The sequence below is a fragment of the Bacillus sp. TH17 genome (genome assembly GCF_016651125.1).
GTDB classification, from domain to species: domain Bacteria; phylum Bacillota; class Bacilli; order Bacillales; family Bacillaceae_G; genus Bacillus_A; species Bacillus_A mycoides.
In genome coordinates this window covers 2,650,300-2,667,909 of record NZ_JAEKEN010000001.1, presented here as the reverse complement: position 1 = coordinate 2,667,909, position 17,610 = coordinate 2,650,300, and the positions used below count along the sequence as shown (strand labels likewise).

Here is a 17,610-nt window from a genome sequence, read left to right as displayed (position 1 = left end):
TTTTTAAGTTTAAACTGCCTACTATTCGTAGACTACAAACTTCTATCGATTTAGTTGCTGAATCATACTGCGTGTATAACCTCCAAATTTTTTCGTTAAACCATCTACTATTTTAATACTTATGGCGGTAAACACTATACCGATAGACATTACAAGGAGTGACTTGGGAAAAGTATCTATCTGTATGAAAATAATATTCATATCGATGTATCGATACAATAGTGGTGCTAACAGGAACATAAGTGGCATTACATAAAAAATGATTGCACTAATGAGACTGAAAATGCCAATCACAAATTTCTGCATTAACCAAAAGACAGCAGACCAGGTGTGGCGATCCGTAAGTCCTAATTTTACTTGCGCCCAGTCCGATGTATCCGTCGTTACACTTCTATCGTAAGATTCTGTCGAAATATCAGTATAAATTTTCGTTTGTATGCGCTCGAATTGGATAAAGGGTGTGGTAGTTTGTAGTACGCGTATAACTAATGGAATCCCAACTACCGTAAATGAAAGGGTGAAACTGAATAGCAGAGCTATTAGATAAAAACAAAAATAAAACAAACCTGTAATGAAAGTTAGTAATAAAAAATAACCATTCTGGATGAATCTTGATTTCATAAAGCTCATCGCTCCTATCTATGTAATAAACGAATTATATTGCTTTTTTTGTCATTCTCACTAGTGTAAAAGTGTCATATGACATCTCTAAATGATGCTAAAAAGGGGAGAGTAACCTACTTCTGGTTAAAAAAGATGCTTATATTAATCTCCATAAAACAATCCCGTTCTTGCAGAGGCAAGAACGGGATTGTTTTGTACTTTTATTTAATATGAGATGGACTTGTTTTTCGAATGTGAAAAATAATATCAAATTGCTCAAGCAATGAAGTATCAAAGTATAAAGAACTGCCCGGGAGGAGTTGTCCCCCTATACTTAGTAATGGCCTTTTTGCTTTAACCCATTTCTCTGCTTGTCCTTTAAGGTGACGGTTATCCAATAAAAACATTTTATATGGTACTTTTCCGAGGGTATAATTGAAACTATTTACATCTTGTGGAATCGTACCCGTTGTAATCTTACCTCCGGTGGAAGGATCATATTCGCTGTATAAGGTAAAATTCCCCTCCGTAGTTGTACTACCAATTGTGACATAATTATTGTCTAAACGTTCCTTCAAAAACTGCCCCGCAGCATAAGGGTATAATTCCTCATCGATAATTTCTTTAGCTATATGAATATTGTGTCCCCATACCATAGTTTTACCACCCAATGCCTCTTGTGCCCACATTGCATGATCGGCCATGTATTGCTCGTGTAGCTTTATTACATTTGGGTAGTCATTAGAAAGCAGCATTGTGGTAAATTTCTCTATTGCACTTGCCGTTGCTTTCGTCCAGATGTACTCGGGTGAAACTATTTCTGTGTTGGCTTGCTCATTCTCATCTTTCAGTAATCGGGCTACTCTCTCAGCGTTTGCTTTGAACTTCTCTTTCATTTCAGGAGCAAGTTTCATATATTCCTGTATACTTCCAGTAAAAGACGGCAATTCTTTATAATTTTCTTCTACTTCTGCCAGCAAATCTGGTCGATGCAGCCTTACATAATCAATTACTTTATTAAAGCTACCTTGGTCCAACTCCTTTAAGTCGAGCCCAATAAATTGGATCTTTTTTTTATTGGATGGATCAGCATTATAATCTTTCATCCACTCAATCATGGCTATAATTTCATCAGTAGGATATAACAATTTTAAAAATTCCCTAGGGTTTCCTTTTCCTGTTTGGATATATTCATTTAGCTTTAAGCCGTTTCCCCAATCTTCTTCCATTGCGAAATTCGTAAAACCCATCTCAGTAACCAAATATTTCACAAGTCGAAACTTCATAGTGAAAATTTCAGAGCTTCCATGAGTATTCTCTCCTAATCCTACATATTGTGCACTCCCAATCATTTTCTTAAGTGGTTTTAAATCCTCAAATGATTTTGACGGTTCTATCGTTTTTAATGGGTAAGCCTGTGATTGTATTGATTTAACTATATTTTTTTGGATTGATTGACCTGAATTTTCGACTGCTACTGTTTGAGCGTTTCCTACTTCTCCACATCCTGTGACTAATAAAGCTGTACTAACCATTGCAATTATTCTTTTCTTATTCATTTTTTTCCACCTCAATTGAATTGTTTTAAAAGAGAGATTGATTCATGTACTTGCACGAAACAATTGCCTTAATTCAATTGTTATCTATCCCATATCATATTTTCTAGTTACATATTGTCATAAGGTTAATTGACACAGGTCATAGACTAATCATTACACTTTTGTACTATCGGCTATGACAACTTATAAATAATAATTACATTGATGAGTCGCAAGTAAGACTAGATTATAAATTTGGGAGGGATTTTAAAGATGAATTAATCTGTATGCCAAAATTTTTTTATTCTAAGTTGTGTCTGTGGAAATGACAAGAAGTAAATTCGATAAACAAGTGAATTAAAGGGGAAGGGCGGATTACAATGATATTACACGCAAAATCGTTCCACAATAAAGATAAAATCCAACGTGCTAAAATAGGACTGCAACTCTTTCTGAGTATCTTAATCATTACTTCTATTATCCTAAATGTAGTAGTAATAATTACTAAAAGTATGCCGCTTATTGTGGTATATATGTTTATCCCAGCATTTTCTTCTATTTTGACTCGCATAATACTGAAAGAAGGGTTTAAAGATGTATCTTTTAGTCTCGGTAACTTAAAGATATGGAAGGGGATTGGTTTTGCTCTGCTAATACCTATGATTATTTGTGGAATTACTTATTCTATCGCCTGGTTGAGCGGGATTGCGGGGTTTCAGCATCCCGAAGGTGGTATGTTAGAACCAATCTACAATATACTTGGGCTTCAGTATCTAACGGCACCATTCAGTTTCATTTATCTAGTAGTATTGAGCGGCATTTTAGGGAGTTTGCTTAACTTAATCCCAGTTTTGGGAGAAGAAATGGGTTGGCGAGGTTATATGCTCACAAGGCTAGTCGATGCAGAGTTTTCACGGCCCATCCTTATTAGTGGATTGATTTGGGCAACGTGGCATGTTCCAATTGTTATTGCTGGTCTATATGTAGAGGGAACATCTGTCCTTCTTTCAGTACTTGGCATCTATTTTTGTATTGTACCATTCAGTTATATTACAGCTTATTTACGACTTATCACAGGTAGCGTTTGGCCTTCGGTTATCATCCATACTACTTGGAATGCCATTATTCAAGGACCTTTCGCACGTGCAAGTACAGGATATCAAACTGAGATTTGGATTGGAGAATCTGGCTTGATAACTGCTATTATTATCTTAATTACTGCAATAATTACGTCTCGAATAGTAAATCTTACTAAATAGCATACGGATGTGTTTTAAATTCAATTAGTGAAATATGACGAGGCGCAATTATGGATGCTCAAAGACATGAAAGTAATACAAATGAGATTCTTATTTCTGCTGAGAACTATTGAGCAGATGAAGTACGTGATTGCTCGTGAATTAGGAGTCACATTAGGACCGGATACATCAGCACGTGCAAATGGTTCTGTCGGTGGAGAAATTACAAAACGCTTAGTTCGAATGACAGAAGAACAATTAACAGGACAATATAGGTTACAGTAAGTTAAGGTGATAAATAAAAAAACATATATGGATTCTTTTCAGACTGTGGAAAAAATCTTCTCCACAGTCTGTTTTTGTGTAAAAAGAGGAGTAAGGACTTCTGGAAGAAATACAACGGATACTGAATTAAAGCATGGATTCAATCCTTCTGATTTCATCAGTACTCCAGTTGAAAGTTTTTACAATAAGTATAGCGTTTTTTTATTTTGAGGATATAATTTTAACTTCGCTTGATGAGCATGTGGCGTTACCCTATTATGTTTTTCTTATGACTATCAATCGAATATCAAAAATTATATAATGACCGAAATATATTTTTCGGAATTTTTTTTATTATTAATTATCTATCTGAATATATAATTTCATTGAATAGATAAATTATTGACAAAGAGAGGGGTCTATAAAATGAATTTCATTGAAAAATTAATAAACCGCTTATTTTATAATACTATCAGTATAAAAACGTGATGTCTTTTATAACAACGAGGGTTATTTAAGGGGGCAGTTCATTTTTCTAATGAGGAATTGGAGCTGTTTTTATGATGGAATATACTTTCACTTTTAGGAACGGATATTTTCAAATGCTAACCCTTAATGAAATAATGATATGTTATAATTTTCATAATATATATGCAAAAAAGGGATGGAATGAGCACACAAATAAAGGTAACACCGGAACAATTAGAACAAGCTGCTAAAACCGTAAGCAATACGAGATCATCATTAGAATATATACATAAAGATTTATACTCTCAAATTGAATATATAGCTTCTCAGTGGAGCGGAGCAAGCAGTGATCGTTTCTATCAGATGTTTAATGAAGCAAAACCAATGATGTTTAACATTTTGCAAGAATTAGATAAAATCGCAGTAGAATTAGAACGTGCAGCTGTTAAATTCCGAGAAGCGGATGAATCGTATGACGGAAATTTAGTTGACTCTGATATTCAAGAAGGAGCCATGTGTGGAAAACTCCCTCCAAAATGAGAAGAGTCATTTTTCAATAAAAAGGATTTAAATGCTGCGTGGACTGGTATTTCTACTGGTTTTGTAGATGGTGTTGTAGATGCATGGAAAGGATTCGTAGCTTTAGGAGATAAAGAAACTTGGTTAAATATGCGAGATGCGATTGTAAACTATAGAGAGACTATTCCTGCTGCATGGAACACTGTATCAGATACATTTATGAATAATTTTTGGAATGGAGATCTGGAAAGCAGAGAACATTATGCAGCTTACGCAGTCACTACGCTACTCACAGGCTTTGTTGGTAGCAAAGGTCTAGATAAAGTAGGGCAAGCAGGTAAGGTTGCTGCTATTACAGGTTTTACTAAAGGGAAATCACTTGTGACTAATTCTCCGGCATACAGAAATGCACTACACATATTAAATAACTATGAATTTAAAGCTGGTAATCACCTTTCATATGCGGGAGTCGGAAGTATTCAAAAGTACTTGCAGAAAGCAGCTCCATATACTTATGAGGGTCCAAATGGTCCGAAAACAATAAGAGTAAGATTGGGTGAGTTAGCGGGAAATAAACATCCAGTTACAGGAATTCCGTATGATTTAGATGGTTTCCCTATTTTTAAACCTGTTTCTGAAATTAAATTAAAAGAAGCTGAGTTTAAAAAATCTAGACCAACACATGATAGAATATGTAGTAAAGCATTATATGAACAAATAAGGAAAGATCCTAAGTTAGCTGCAAAATTCACTGAAGAAGAAATAGAGTTATTTAAGCTAGGCGAGGTACCAGAAAATTATACATGGCATCATCATCAAGAAGCAGGACGAATGCAACTTGTTGATTATGAAACACATAGGAAAACAGGTCACACTGGTGGATATAAAATTTGGGGAAAAGACAGCGATAAGTAAGGAGGAGTATATATGAGCAACGTTACTTGGATTGGAGTAAATAAAAAAGAAATTACAGATGAAAACATTCAGAAAGTAGAACAATATTTCAATATTAAATTCCCTATGGATTTTGTAGAATGTGTAAAAAAATATGATAGTGGTTATCCAAGACCAAAAATATTTGATGTACCAGGACAGGATGAGAATGTATTTAGTAAGCTTTTAACTTTTGATTTAGAAAATAGAAATTCAATCATTCAAGTTTATGATGATATAAAAGATAGATTAGCAAATAAAGTATATCCCTTTGGTAAGGATTCATTTGGAAATCATCTGTGTTTTGACTACCGTAGCAATCCTGAATCACCGACAGTAGTATTTTGGGAGCATGAGGAAGAAAACATAGAGGAAGCAATATATCCTGTTTGCTCAACATTTACAGAATTGCTTGCTAGTCTACGTGATTTCGAAGAAGAAGATTGAGGGAACTAAAAAAACGTCCTAGAATTCTAGGACGTTTTTTTATGATTTACTAATTTTCTAACCATCATCCGCTTTCTCAAGTTTAATTACGATTACTTTTTTGGATTACCTTTATATTACAGCATCAACAGTTACTGTAGCTGAACGAGCTTTGAACAAGATTACTGGAGATACGGAAACAACATGGATCCAAGAAAATCAATATCTGTGATAAGAAGGGAGGTTAACGTCCATTCTTTCAAGTTTTCGTTAAATTCCGATTTAATGAACACTTGGATAATATACGTATCTCTCCCTTCTTTATTTTTTAACTAAAAGAATTAATTATAGGTATAATATTCATGAAGTAATTATTACTTTGTACACAGTTATGAATTTATTTGTATGATGGTGTGATTTTTGAAAAAAGAACAAAGAAATTATTAACTATAAAGGTAAATAATGAAGTAAATATAAAAGTAATACAAACAAAAGCGAATATAGATAAAAATTTATTTATACGAAAAAAATAGATGTGATTAGATTATCAGAGAAAATTCAATAACTTCAATTGTGAAAAGATAAAAAAGGAGCGGAAATACGCTCCTTTTTTATTTACCTTACTATTTTTAGGGGAATTATATGGATAAGACTTTTATTAATGGAAATGTATTTATTTTTTTTCTGGAATATATGTGAAATGTTGTATAAAATAATCAAGAAAGTCAAAAATTATGGGGGAAGTTGTGAAAAAAAATAAGAGTTTAATAAGTTTTTTAGGAGTGTGTATCATGTTGTTTTCTTTTTGTTTCCAGGGAAATATACAGGCGGATGTAAATACTGTTCAATCTGGAAAAATAAAATCAGGAAACGTAACGGTATGGGAAGTAGGCAATGTAGCGAAAGTGTTAGCAGATGTAGAGCGCTTGAATTTAAATACGGTGAATGTACCTATTCAAGTAGATATTTCAGATGTGAATTCGGCTAATATGGTAATTAATCAGGCGCAAAAGAAACAAGCTATTATTTTAATTCAAGAATTATTAAGGCGTAATATACAAGTTATATTGGAGCCGTTTCCGTTTATTCAGCAAGGAAATATTGGAGAAACAGAGTGGAACCCTAGTAATATTAACGATTTCTTCTGGAATTGGAAAACGGTTGTTTTACAAGATATTTTTAATTCCATTACAAGTAAGTACAATATTTATGGGCTGAAAATCGCTTCTAATTTCGTGAATATGGAATATGCAGAAGGATATTGGAATGATACGATTAATTTTGTTCGCCAGCAGTATAAAGGAAATGTTTTGTATCAAATGAACTGGTGGTTAACTGCAAGCTTTGATCCTTCTTTTGAGGCGAAATTTAAAGAGAAAATAAATCGCCCGTATTTAAAAAAGGTGGACATTGTAAGTATTGATAGTTGGTTTGAAGTTTCAGGAAAAAGAAATCCATCATACGAAGAAGTAAAACAAAGCTTATTTGCGACGACAGTATACAATCGTGGCCAAAATGTCGTTCAGCAACTTGAGACATTACATAAAACAACTGGAAAGCCAGTTTATTTTGGTGGATTTAATGTGCCAGCACGTGAACTTGGACTACAAAGCCCGTGGAACCCAGATGTTACGAATGTGTTTTCGAAAGATGTACAACTTAACGGGTGGCGTGCTTACCGAGATGTATTAGAAGCGAAGCCATATTTTAAAGGTTTTTCAATTTGGTTTATCGGATCTAATGATAGTAATCATTCATATCAAATACATAGTAAAGAAGCAGAGACAGTTATTAATGGCTGGTATCGAAAATAAATTTTATAAAATAGGTAAGTTTTAGAATCTATTACATATATTTTAGTGAAAGGCCTTTCACCATCTTATCACCTAGGGGGCAATCATAATGAAATTTTTGTCATACCTTACAGTAATTTTGGTGATTCTTGGCGGTTTGAATTGGTTGTTTGTGGCGTTAGATTATAATGTAGTTGAGAAATGGTTTGGTTCTATGCCGGCGCTTGTGGATACTATTTATTGGCTCTTTGGTCTTTCAGCTATTTATCAAATTTTCGATCGGTTCTTTACGAGTAAGTAGCTATTATACTTAATTACTAGAGTGTTAAGTACGATTATGTACTTAACACTTTTTTGTATGTTTATAAAAAGCAGGGTGCACATGCAAGCGATTCCATTGCGTCTTGCACCGTAATAACGGAAAACAAATTGACCGTGTATTGTATATAGGTTATAATTCAGAAAGTTTAAAAAATAATAAAAATGAGAAATAGGGAGGTTATCTGGGTGATGGAGAGAGTGTATAATTTTTCAGCAGGACCATCTATACTCCCTTTGCCAGTTTTAGAGAAAGTGCAAAAGGAGCTTGTAAATTATAACGGGACAGGCATGTCTGTTATGGAAATGAGCCATAGATCTTCTTATTTCCAAAGTATTATTGATGAAGCAAGTAGCTTACTTCGTGAATTAATGAACATTCCTGATGAGTATGAAGTTTTATTTTTACAGGGCGGTGCGTCATTACAATTTTCTATGATACCGTTAAATTTAATGAGTACGTATAAAAAAGCTGGGTACGTACTGACAGGTTCATGGTCTAAAAAGGCGCTGCAAGAAGCCGGAAAAGTAGGAGAAGTAAAAGTGATTGCTTCTTCTGAAAAAGAGAAGTTTACTACAATTCCTAAAATGGATGATTTACCAAATGATGAAGAACTAGATTATGTACATATTACAACGAACAATACAATTGAGGGGACAAAATATGTGGATATTCCACATTTAGAAAGAGTGCCGCTCGTTGCGGATATGTCCTCAAATATTTTATCAGAACAATATGATGTTACGAAGTTTGGTCTCATATATGCGGGTGCGCAAAAGAATTTAGGGCCAGCGGGTTTAACGATTGTAATTATAAAAAGAGATTTAATTGGCAGTGCAAATAGTGCTTGTCCTACGATGTTAAACTATGAAACTTACAGTAAAAATAACTCCCTATATAATACACCGCCATCCTTTAGTATTTATGTAGCAAAACTTGTACTAGAGTGGTTGAAAGAACAAGGCGGGGTATCTGCGATTGAAGAACAAAATAGAATGAAATCTTCACTTCTTTACAATTTTTTAGATGAATCTAAATTGTTTACTTCACCAGTTGATCCCACGTATCGGTCACTTATGAATATTCCGTTTACAACACCGTCAGAAGAGCTTAACAATCAGTTTTTACAAAAATCGAAAGAGCGCGGTTTCGTTACGCTAAAGGGACATCGTTCAGTCGGCGGTATGCGCGCTAGTGTTTACAATGCGATGCCAATCCAAGGTGTACAAGAATTAGTAGACTATATGAAGGAATTTGAGCTTGAAAATAGATAGGGAGATGGAGATATGTTTCGTGTTCAGACGTTAAATCAAATTGCCGAAAAGGGTTTGCAAATTTTTGATGGGAATCGCTATGAAATTGGAGACAAAGTAGGTCATCCAGATGGTATTTTACTTCGCAGCTATTCTTTACATCAAGAAGAGTTTTCAGAAGATTTAAAGGCGATTGCAAGAGCTGGTGCCGGTGTAAATAATATTCCTGTTGAGCGTTGTACGGAAAAAGGGATTGTAGTATTTAATACGCCAGGGGCTAATGCGAATGCAGTGAAGGAACTTATTATCGCAAGCCTTATTATGTCTTCCCGTAATATTATAAATGGAGTGAGCTGGACGAAAGAGTTGGATGGAGAAGAAGTACCACAGCTTGTTGAAGCAGGGAAAAAGCAATTCGTTGGATCAGAAATTGCAGGGAAACGTTTAGGTGTTATCGGTCTTGGCGCAATCGGTGCTTTAGTTGCGAACGATGCGTTATCTTTAGGGATGGACGTTGTTGGCTACGACCCGTATATATCAGTTGAAACAGCATGGCGTCTTTCTACGCAAGTACAAAGAGCGTTTAGCCTAGATGAAATCTTTGCAACGTGTGATTATATTACACTGCATATTCCTCTTACGAACCAAACGAAGGGGATTATTGGTGAACACGCTATAGAGACGATGAAAAAAGGAATGCGTCTATTCAATTTCTCTAGAGGAGAACTTGTAGATGAAATAGCTCTTCAAAAAGCGTTAGAAGAAGATATTATTACACATTACGTAACGGATTTCCCGAATGAAAATGTGATAAAGATGAAAAATGTAACAGCAACGCCTCACCTCGGTGCATCTACGTCTGAATCTGAAGAAAATTGTGCAGTAATGGCTGCACGTCAATTACGTGAATATTTAGAGACAGGTAATATTCGTAATTCAGTAAACTATCCAAACGTAGAACTTCCGTACATTGGAAAAAAACGAATTACAATTATGCATCAAAACGTTCCGAACATGGTAGGACAAATTACAGGATGCTTAGCAGAACATCATATTAATATTGCGGATATGATTAATCGTAGTAAACATTCTTGGGCGTACACAATGATTGATATTGATAACGGAATTGATGATATAATGAAAGAGAATATTGTGGAAAATATAAGCAAAATCACAGGTGTTGTAGCTGTTCGAATGATTGTGTAAAGGAGAGAGAAACTTGGCAAAAATCCGACCGTTTCGTGCTATTCGTCCAGTAGAAGGTAAAGCGGCACAAGTAGCAGCTTTACCGTATGACGTATTAAATAGTGAAGAGGCAAGAGAAGTTGTAAAAGGGAATCCATATTCTTTCTTACACGTTGATAAAGCAGAAATTGATTTAGACCCGGTACTTTCACCGTACGATGATCGCGTATATGAAAAAGCGGGTGAAAATTTAAAGCAATTTATACAAGAAGAAGTGTTCGTTCAAGATGAGGAGCCAGCGCTTTACATTTATGAACTGACGATGCAAGGAAGAACGCAGTCAGGCCTTGTCGTTTGTACATCGATTGACGAGTATGAAGATGATACAATTAAAAAACATGAAAGAACGCGTCATGAAAAAGAACTTGATCGTATTCGCCACGTAGATGTGTGTGACGCAAATACAGGGCCAATCTTTTTAACGTATCGTACAAAAGAAGAAGTGAAACGTTTCATTGCAAGCTGGAAAGAAGAACATGCGCCAATCTTTACATTTACAGCAGAAGATGGCGTTAGGCATGTTGCGTGGAAGATTGCAGATGAAGAAGTAATTACGACTTTAGTAAATGCATTTGAAGACATTCCCAATCTTTATATTGCAGATGGACATCATCGCTCAGCATCAGCTGCAAAAGTAGGGCTAATGCGAAGAGAGCAATATCCGAATTACACAGGAGAAGAGGAATTCAATTTCTTCCTATCTGTTTTATTCCCTCATGATGAATTATCAATTTGGGACTATAACCGGGTTGTGAAAGATTTAAATGGTTTATCAGTCGAGCAGTTTTTAAAGCAAATTACGCAGTACTTTTATGTAGAAGAAGCAAATGGTTCTCCGTATAAACCAAATGAACCAAAATCATTTGGCATGTATGTAAACGAGAAGTGGTATAAGCTCACTGTGAAAGAGGAAACGTTTGATGCGAATGATCTCGTTAAAGGTTTAGATGTATCTATTCTGCAAGATCATTTATTAAGCCAAGTACTTGAAATACATGATCCGCGATCTGATTCACGCATTGATTTTGTCGGAGGAATCCGCGGATTAGAAGAATTAGAACGCCTTGTAAATAGCGGTGAATATAAAGCAGCGTTTTCATTATATCCGACATCAATGGAAGCTTTATTATCAATCGCAGACGCAGGGGAAGTTATGCCGCCAAAATCAACGTGGTTTGAACCGAAACTGCGCAGTGGGTTGTTTGTTCATTCGTTAAAATAAATATAGACTTCTTTAGATTGAAAAACCGAAATGATTATAGTTTCGGTTTTTCTTATGTTAAAAGTGTTTTTGAGGAGGGGTATCGATGAAATTGCAAGTAGGCGAAAAAATCACCTTTGAACGAACGTTTACAAAAGAAGATGTTGTTTTATTTACAGAAGTATCTAAAGATGAAGGTGTTCATCATGTTACACCAGATGAGCAGGGGAGATTTGTTGTACAAGGGCTGTTAACATCAACGCTGCCTACAAAAATTGGCGGTGACTATAACGTACTAGCTCGCAAGATGGATTTTGAATTTTTACGTCCTGTTTTTAGCGGTGATACAATTCGTTGTGACGTAACTATTGAACAATTTGAACCCGATGAAAAACATCGCACAAAAATTATTGCGATGTTTATATGTGGAAATCAACTTGAAAAAGAAGTTATGAAGGGGAGTTTTTCGGGGATTATTCTTTAGTAAGTAGGAAAAGTAATGAATAGGTGGGGGCCATGTCTCTCGGGCTTAGATTTTTAATTCCCCCCATAATTAAAATTTTACACATTGCTGAATACTGATAATAAGGCGTTATGTAATATACTCTGTTCTTTTCTTAACTAATAGAAGAATAGTTGAATAAGCTTGTCAACAAAAAGGACATTCCTAGTATTACAAGAAATGTCCTTTCCACTATATTATAGGGTATTTTGCTGAAATTCAAACTCTAACATCAGTTTACTAGTTTGACCTGTAAACTGATAATTATAGGACCCTCTCAGATTTTCTAAGTTACCGGTAGCTTTAATAATTGTTCCTGGGGAATCTAGATTTCCTTTATCAAATATTCCTTGCTCTAGAGCTGTAAATGTCCCTTGTTGCCCCTTATAAATTCCTTCAAAGTGTAAAAATCCAGAAATTTTAGCAGTAGCCAAGTGACCATCATTTATATTTGAGTCTAAATAATATAATAAGTATTCAACAAAAGCTTTTCCTTTTAATTCACCATCAATATCATATTCAACATGGGCAATATTAATAGGAAAATCTTTTCTAGTATCATCGATTAGTTTTTCATCCCATTTACTTACTGTAAATGTTACTTCCATAAACGTAATCTCCCTCCAATTATATACTTTTAAAAAGTATCAATTCACAGTCATATCTCATAGGAGTGATTTTATTTATTGGGGTCCTTTCATGTCGCTATCAAGCTAACCAAAATAAAATACTCTCTAAAATGAAAAAACACGCTATTTTTTCTGTAGGATCAGGAAAATGACTATACTTATTTAAAGTTTTCCTTTATTCCACGCCACTCTCTAAAATAGAGAAAGCCCCATTTTCACAATCAATTTCTGCCAACGCGCCGTAAGGTAAAATAAACTTCGGCTCGGTATGGCCAAAATTTAAATTATAAAGAATCGGCAAATCTTCTAAGTTATGTTCTTTCATAACTTTCAGTATTTCGTGTTTATATTCTTCATAATACATTTCGTCTTTTGGTTTACCAAAAATGATGCCTTTTGCTTTTTGCAGAATGCCTTGCGCTGCGTAATTTCGTAACCAATACTTTATATAGCTTGGTTCTGGATGGTCTTCAGAAGTTTCAAAGAAAATGATGGTATTCTCCCAATGTTTTTTCTCAGGCCAAAGTTCCGTTCCTTTTGCAAATTCCAGTACTTCTATACAAACACCAATTAAACGCCCTTGTACAGTGATAGAGCCTTGAAGTAGCTCATATCCGTTGTTTTGTTGCATCGTACGCCTTTTATCTTTATTTATCTCTATCCATTCTAAACGCTCACTCGTCCATTCATGAGCTGGTTGAATCTCGCCAATATTCTCATTTGAAAAGAGAGTTCGATTTACCATTTCAATTGTATATGGATCCATCTCTACATTTTCGGCAAAATCAGTTAAAATGGCTGGACCGTAAAAAGAGGAAATTTCTGCTTTATGGCAAAACAAATGTGAAACGGTATCGTCAGAGTATCCCATAAAAATTTTCGGATTTTCGCGTATAACATTAAAATCTATATAAGGGAGTAAACGGATGCTATCTTCTCCACCGATATTCGTAATAATTCCTTTAATACGAGTATCTTTAAATGCTGTCATTAAATCTTCCGCACGAGCCTCAGGGTTGTTGTAAAGGTATTCGCTACCTTTTAAACTATTTGGCATTGGGACAACCTTAAGACCGAAGACGTCTTCTAATCTTTTTACTCCTTGCTCATATCGCCATCTTAGCTTAGAATCACCAGCACCTCCCCATGAAGAACTTACTGTCGCCACAATATCTCCTGGCTGTAATCTTTTTGGTTTCATTAACATATTAATTCCGCTCCTACATAATGTAATTAACTACGACTATACAAACCGTAGAGTTGAAGAACATAGTACATGACATTTAATTTCGCCACCATTAACAAATACACCTGCTGTTATTTATGAAGCTAACACTATTGTTGAATATATGAATAAGATACAATAAATCTTTTTATCAAACTTTATATTTAAAAATTACAGTATGCAACATTGCATGCGAAAGGTGGTTGCTATTTTCTATAATCTGTAACTATAATAGTTACAGGTTGGTCGTATCCAATCAAAAAATATAATCATCATGAATGGAGAGGTTACATATGGGTATGAAAAAATTAATTTTAGCAGGTGCTTTAGGGATCGCAGCATTATCAGGAACGAATTTACCAGGATTAGAACTATCAAAAGCGAGTGCCGCTTCTATTGAATCAAATTTCTCGACGTTAGAAGGGCGAGTAGTAGAAGTGGATAACGGTGTAATTGTTGTAAAATCTAAGCAATATGAGGAACCTGTTAGTGTGTATATTGATTCATTTTCAAATGTGAAAGTAGGGGATGAAGTAAAAGCTACTGGATCTATGATGCGTAATTTTACGGAATATATGATTGCAAATACAGTTGAAAATACGTCAAATAAATTAGGTATGCACATGAAAGAAGACGGTTCTCCTGATTATGTAATTGGGGAAGTATCAAAAATAGGAACGATGGAAGATGAGGGGAACGGTTCTACTAAATATGTTGTAGTGCAGTATCCATCAGTAAATGGGAAGAAAGCTATTATTGAAGTGTACTTAACTAAAGGACAAGTATTTAATACGGGTGAGAAAGTAAAAATTGATATGAAGTATGTAGGCTGGGGCGGAATTTCTATTAACTACAACACAACGGATCATATCGAAAAAGTTCATGAAGTAAAGAGCAACGTTGAAAATAATGAGGATGTATGGATCTGGTCTTAATAAGGCGAGTATAAGTCGTTATTTGCAATTTACTCCAAACAATAAATGTAAAAACTAAATGTATCATGCAGTACCCATCGAATCATCATATGTATGATAATTCGATGGGTACTTTTTTGTTTTATGTTTTTTTGAGAATAACGGATTTTCGATTAGAATATGATGTTAATACTGGAGCGAAGGTGAAAAAAACAATATGGAAAGAGGTGTTTAAGGGTGGAGCGAGATGAGGTTTATTTACGAGCTAAAAAAAGGGTAGAGAATTTACAAGCGTTTTATATTCATTTAACGGTCTATATACTAGTGAACTTAATGCTTTTTATTATAAATATAAGCTCTGATTCAAGTAAATTATGGTTTTTATATCCACTTGCAGGTTGGGGGATTGGTATCGTTATACACGGATTGACAACTTTTCCATTTGGGATATTCGGAAAAGAGTGGGAAGAACGAAAGATTAAAGAATATATGGAGAAAGATAAGTAAATTTATTTCCATGCATGAATATAAAATTTCATATAAATCTTTATGATCACACGCTTGAGGCGAAGCCTATTCTATAGCTTCGCCTATTTGCTTTGTATTCGAAGTTTGTGCGATTGAGTAATCATATTCATTTTTAAGCGTCAATTGCATGTGAAATCAAAACTTTATTTGCAGCACATAATAAATACAGTTGTTGTACTTTTTTATGACATGTGGATATAGGATAAAGTTGTTTTATCATCCTATATTAAAATAAAAATAAACCACTGTTCGATTTGAATATTCCACGATATAATGGTGAGAGTTTATGACAGAATAAATATTTACATAAGAAGTGAGGTACTGTATGAAAAAAAGAACGACAGACATTATTTTTATTATTATTGGTGCATTTCTTTTTGCGTTAGGTGTCAATTTGTTTGTTATCCCGAACGAGTTTGGTGAGGGTGGAGTAACTGGTATCACGATTATTACGTATTATTTATTTGAATGGTCACCAGGCTTAGTTAACTTAATTTTAAATGCGATTTTGTTAATAGCTGGTTATAAATTTTTGAATAAGATTACAACAATTTATACGATTATCGCTGTAGTTACGAACTCGCTATTCCTTCATTTGACAGAAGGTTGGACGATTGCTTCGGATGAAATGCTTGTAAATGCCATTTTCGGAGGAATATTTATTGGGTGCGGGATTGGTCTTATTATTCGCGTTGGCGGAACAACAGCAGGTACTACCATCTTAGCAAGAATGACGCATAAATATTTAGGATGGAGCATTAGCTATGGTTTACTGTTCTTCGATTTAATTGTTGCGTTTTCATCTTATTTCATCATTGGTGCAGAAAAACTGATGATAACAATTATTATGCTATATGTAGCAACGAAAGTGATGGAGTTTGTAATTGAAGGTTTAAATCCGAAGAAAGCCATTACGATTATTTCTGATAACCCGAATGAAATTGCCGGGAAGGTAACTACCTTAATGGGCAGAGGGGTTACTGTGTACTCAGGTCATGGCTATTACACGAAAACTCCGAAGGAAATTCTTTATATTGTTATTAATAAGCAAGAAGTAGTGAAGCTAAAACGGATTGTTCAAACTACAGATCCGGCTGCGTTCATCGCTATACACGATGTTCGTGATGTGTTCGGAGAAGGATTTGTTGATATTTCTAAAGCTTAATAAGAGTTAGAATTAGTTTTTAAAAAGGCAGAAAATGAGCAATGTTTTTTATTGAAATAATCTTAATGCGAAAATATGAGAATCTATTTTGATCACTTAATTATCAAGACCTAAATTTTAAAAAAACAAATAAATTCAAGGACATTATATATTTTATATGACTAATATGTAATGTCCTTTCTTATTCCACAATGATACCCGTTTGTTGACGATTAATTTTCATTATGCTTTTTGTGCCGAGTCCAATGCTTTTTTTAATTCGTCCGGTTTTTGAGTGCCGATTACCACTGTGTTATATTTCAACTTTAACTCTATACCTTTCTTTCCATTCATGTTATAGGCCGTTTCACCCTTAAGGTTAAAACGAATTCCCCATCCTCCGAATCTTTTTAGTGGACTGTAAGTAATGCTTTCATAGTGACATATATTTTTGAAAAGGTACTGTTTATATTGAAAATGAAAAGGAACAAAACGAACATAAAGACCTTTTTCACGGACTTCTATAATCAGTTTCAATACCCCAAGCATTAATACAGGAAAGGCAATCCCAAAAAACAACCACAAAGCAATTAACACACCATTGGGAGCTGGTTTATCTCCAAACGGGGTATCAAGGATAATTTGTTGAATGAATCCATACCACATCAGTGCTGCGATCCCAAATATGAGTATCCATACCCAAATTTGTTGTGGTCGCTGAACCTCACGAAAGATAATACGTTCTTGTTGTTTCATTAATAATTGTCACCTCCTAAATGATTTATTACAGGGAATCCTTTTTGATCCAGTAATATGTATCCTTTGTTTTTATTCTCTATGAGAACCTCTTGTACTCTCATAGCACTTC

At 34.6% G+C, this 17,610-nt stretch carries 16 protein-coding genes and 2 pseudogenes; 13 read left to right on the top strand and 5 right to left on the bottom strand.

All coding sequences use genetic code 11. The features are described 5' to 3' along the window. Nucleotides 1-42: 42 nt before the first annotated feature. Together JFT95_RS13570 and JFT95_RS13565 are read right to left on the bottom strand one after the other, a co-directional pair. Entirely contained in the window at nucleotides 43-621 is a 579-nt protein-coding gene (locus tag JFT95_RS13570; protein ID WP_002084562.1) for a sensor domain-containing protein, read from the bottom strand. Between the two features lie 203 nt (nucleotides 622-824). Continuing rightward, complete coding sequence (locus JFT95_RS13565) at nucleotides 825-2,162, bottom strand: erythromycin esterase family protein (protein ID WP_201052519.1); 1,338 nt, start codon at nucleotides 2,160-2,162, stop codon at nucleotides 825-827. A 359-nt stretch (nucleotides 2,163-2,521) separates the two neighbouring features. Here JFT95_RS13565 and JFT95_RS13560 point away from each other — a divergent pair, with 359 nt between their 5' ends. From JFT95_RS13560 to JFT95_RS13515, 10 genes and pseudogenes are all read left to right on the top strand, one after another. Next, nucleotides 2,522-3,400 carry a CPBP family intramembrane glutamic endopeptidase gene (locus JFT95_RS13560; RefSeq protein ID WP_061675249.1) on the top strand — a complete coding sequence of 293 codons (879 nt, stop codon included), beginning with the start codon at nucleotides 2,522-2,524 and terminating at the stop codon, nucleotides 3,398-3,400. 50 nt (nucleotides 3,401-3,450) lie between these two features. Continuing rightward, nucleotides 3,451-3,664, top strand: a pseudogene (locus JFT95_RS13555) (alpha/beta-type small acid-soluble spore protein). Between the two features lie 648 nt (nucleotides 3,665-4,312). Next, nucleotides 4,313-5,545: pseudogene (locus JFT95_RS13550) on the top strand (WXG100 family type VII secretion target). Between the two features lie 12 nt (nucleotides 5,546-5,557). After that, the gene (locus JFT95_RS13545; RefSeq protein ID WP_012261254.1) at nucleotides 5,558-6,010 is read left to right on the top strand and encodes an SMI1/KNR4 family protein; all 453 of its coding nucleotides are present in this window, start codon (nucleotides 5,558-5,560) and stop codon (nucleotides 6,008-6,010) included. A 725-nt stretch (nucleotides 6,011-6,735) separates the two neighbouring features. After that, nucleotides 6,736-7,803, top strand: coding sequence for a glycoside hydrolase family 113 (locus JFT95_RS13540; RefSeq protein WP_201052517.1), 1,068 nt, complete (start codon nucleotides 6,736-6,738; stop codon nucleotides 7,801-7,803). 88 nt (nucleotides 7,804-7,891) lie between these two features. Next, on the top strand, nucleotides 7,892-8,083 hold the full coding sequence (locus tag JFT95_RS13535; protein ID WP_002084566.1) for a DUF378 domain-containing protein: 192 nt from the start codon (nucleotides 7,892-7,894) through the stop codon (nucleotides 8,081-8,083). 209 nt (nucleotides 8,084-8,292) lie between these two features. Then, nucleotides 8,293-9,375 (top strand): 3-phosphoserine/phosphohydroxythreonine transaminase, encoded by a 1,083-nt coding sequence (serC, locus tag JFT95_RS13530; protein ID WP_002190143.1) that lies wholly within the window; start codon nucleotides 8,293-8,295, stop codon nucleotides 9,373-9,375. Between the two features lie 12 nt (nucleotides 9,376-9,387). Continuing rightward, nucleotides 9,388-10,560, top strand: a complete 1,173-nt coding sequence (locus JFT95_RS13525; RefSeq protein ID WP_201052516.1) for a 3-phosphoglycerate dehydrogenase family protein — start codon at nucleotides 9,388-9,390, stop codon at nucleotides 10,558-10,560. Between the two features lie 13 nt (nucleotides 10,561-10,573). After that, entirely contained in the window at nucleotides 10,574-11,821 is a 1,248-nt protein-coding gene (locus JFT95_RS13520; RefSeq protein ID WP_201052514.1) for a DUF1015 domain-containing protein, read from the top strand. Between the two features lie 85 nt (nucleotides 11,822-11,906). Next, nucleotides 11,907-12,284, top strand: coding sequence for a hotdog family protein (locus JFT95_RS13515; protein ID WP_201052513.1), 378 nt, complete (start codon nucleotides 11,907-11,909; stop codon nucleotides 12,282-12,284). Between the two features lie 215 nt (nucleotides 12,285-12,499). Here the strand turns inward: JFT95_RS13515 and JFT95_RS13510 are convergent, their stop codons facing one another. Together JFT95_RS13510 and JFT95_RS13505 are read right to left on the bottom strand one after the other, a co-directional pair. Next, nucleotides 12,500-12,910, bottom strand: coding sequence for a DUF3224 domain-containing protein (locus JFT95_RS13510; RefSeq protein ID WP_201052512.1), 411 nt, complete (start codon nucleotides 12,908-12,910; stop codon nucleotides 12,500-12,502). 196 nt (nucleotides 12,911-13,106) lie between these two features. Further along, the gene (locus JFT95_RS13505; protein ID WP_201052511.1) at nucleotides 13,107-14,138 is read right to left on the bottom strand and encodes a S66 family peptidase; all 1,032 of its coding nucleotides are present in this window, start codon (nucleotides 14,136-14,138) and stop codon (nucleotides 13,107-13,109) included. Nucleotides 14,139-14,449: 311 nt separating this feature from the next. Here JFT95_RS13505 and JFT95_RS13500 point away from each other — a divergent pair, with 311 nt between their 5' ends. The 3 genes from JFT95_RS13500 to JFT95_RS13490 all read left to right on the top strand — a co-directional run bounded on the left by JFT95_RS13500 (nucleotide 14,450) and on the right by JFT95_RS13490 (nucleotide 16,763). Next, nucleotides 14,450-15,091 (top strand): hypothetical protein, encoded by a 642-nt coding sequence (locus tag JFT95_RS13500; RefSeq protein WP_201052510.1) that lies wholly within the window; start codon nucleotides 14,450-14,452, stop codon nucleotides 15,089-15,091. A gap of 216 nt (nucleotides 15,092-15,307) precedes the next feature. Next, nucleotides 15,308-15,577, top strand: a complete 270-nt coding sequence (locus JFT95_RS13495; RefSeq protein WP_000438998.1) for a 2TM domain-containing protein — start codon at nucleotides 15,308-15,310, stop codon at nucleotides 15,575-15,577. Between the two features lie 346 nt (nucleotides 15,578-15,923). Continuing rightward, on the top strand, nucleotides 15,924-16,763 hold the full coding sequence (locus tag JFT95_RS13490) for a YitT family protein (RefSeq protein ID WP_000747487.1): 840 nt from the start codon (nucleotides 15,924-15,926) through the stop codon (nucleotides 16,761-16,763). Nucleotides 16,764-16,985: 222 nt separating this feature from the next. On the opposite strand, the gene JFT95_RS13485 is transcribed toward JFT95_RS13490, so the two are convergent. After that, complete coding sequence (locus JFT95_RS13485) at nucleotides 16,986-17,498, bottom strand: DUF6141 family protein (RefSeq protein WP_002033084.1); 513 nt, start codon at nucleotides 17,496-17,498, stop codon at nucleotides 16,986-16,988. Nucleotides 17,499-17,610: the final 112 nt, after the last annotated feature.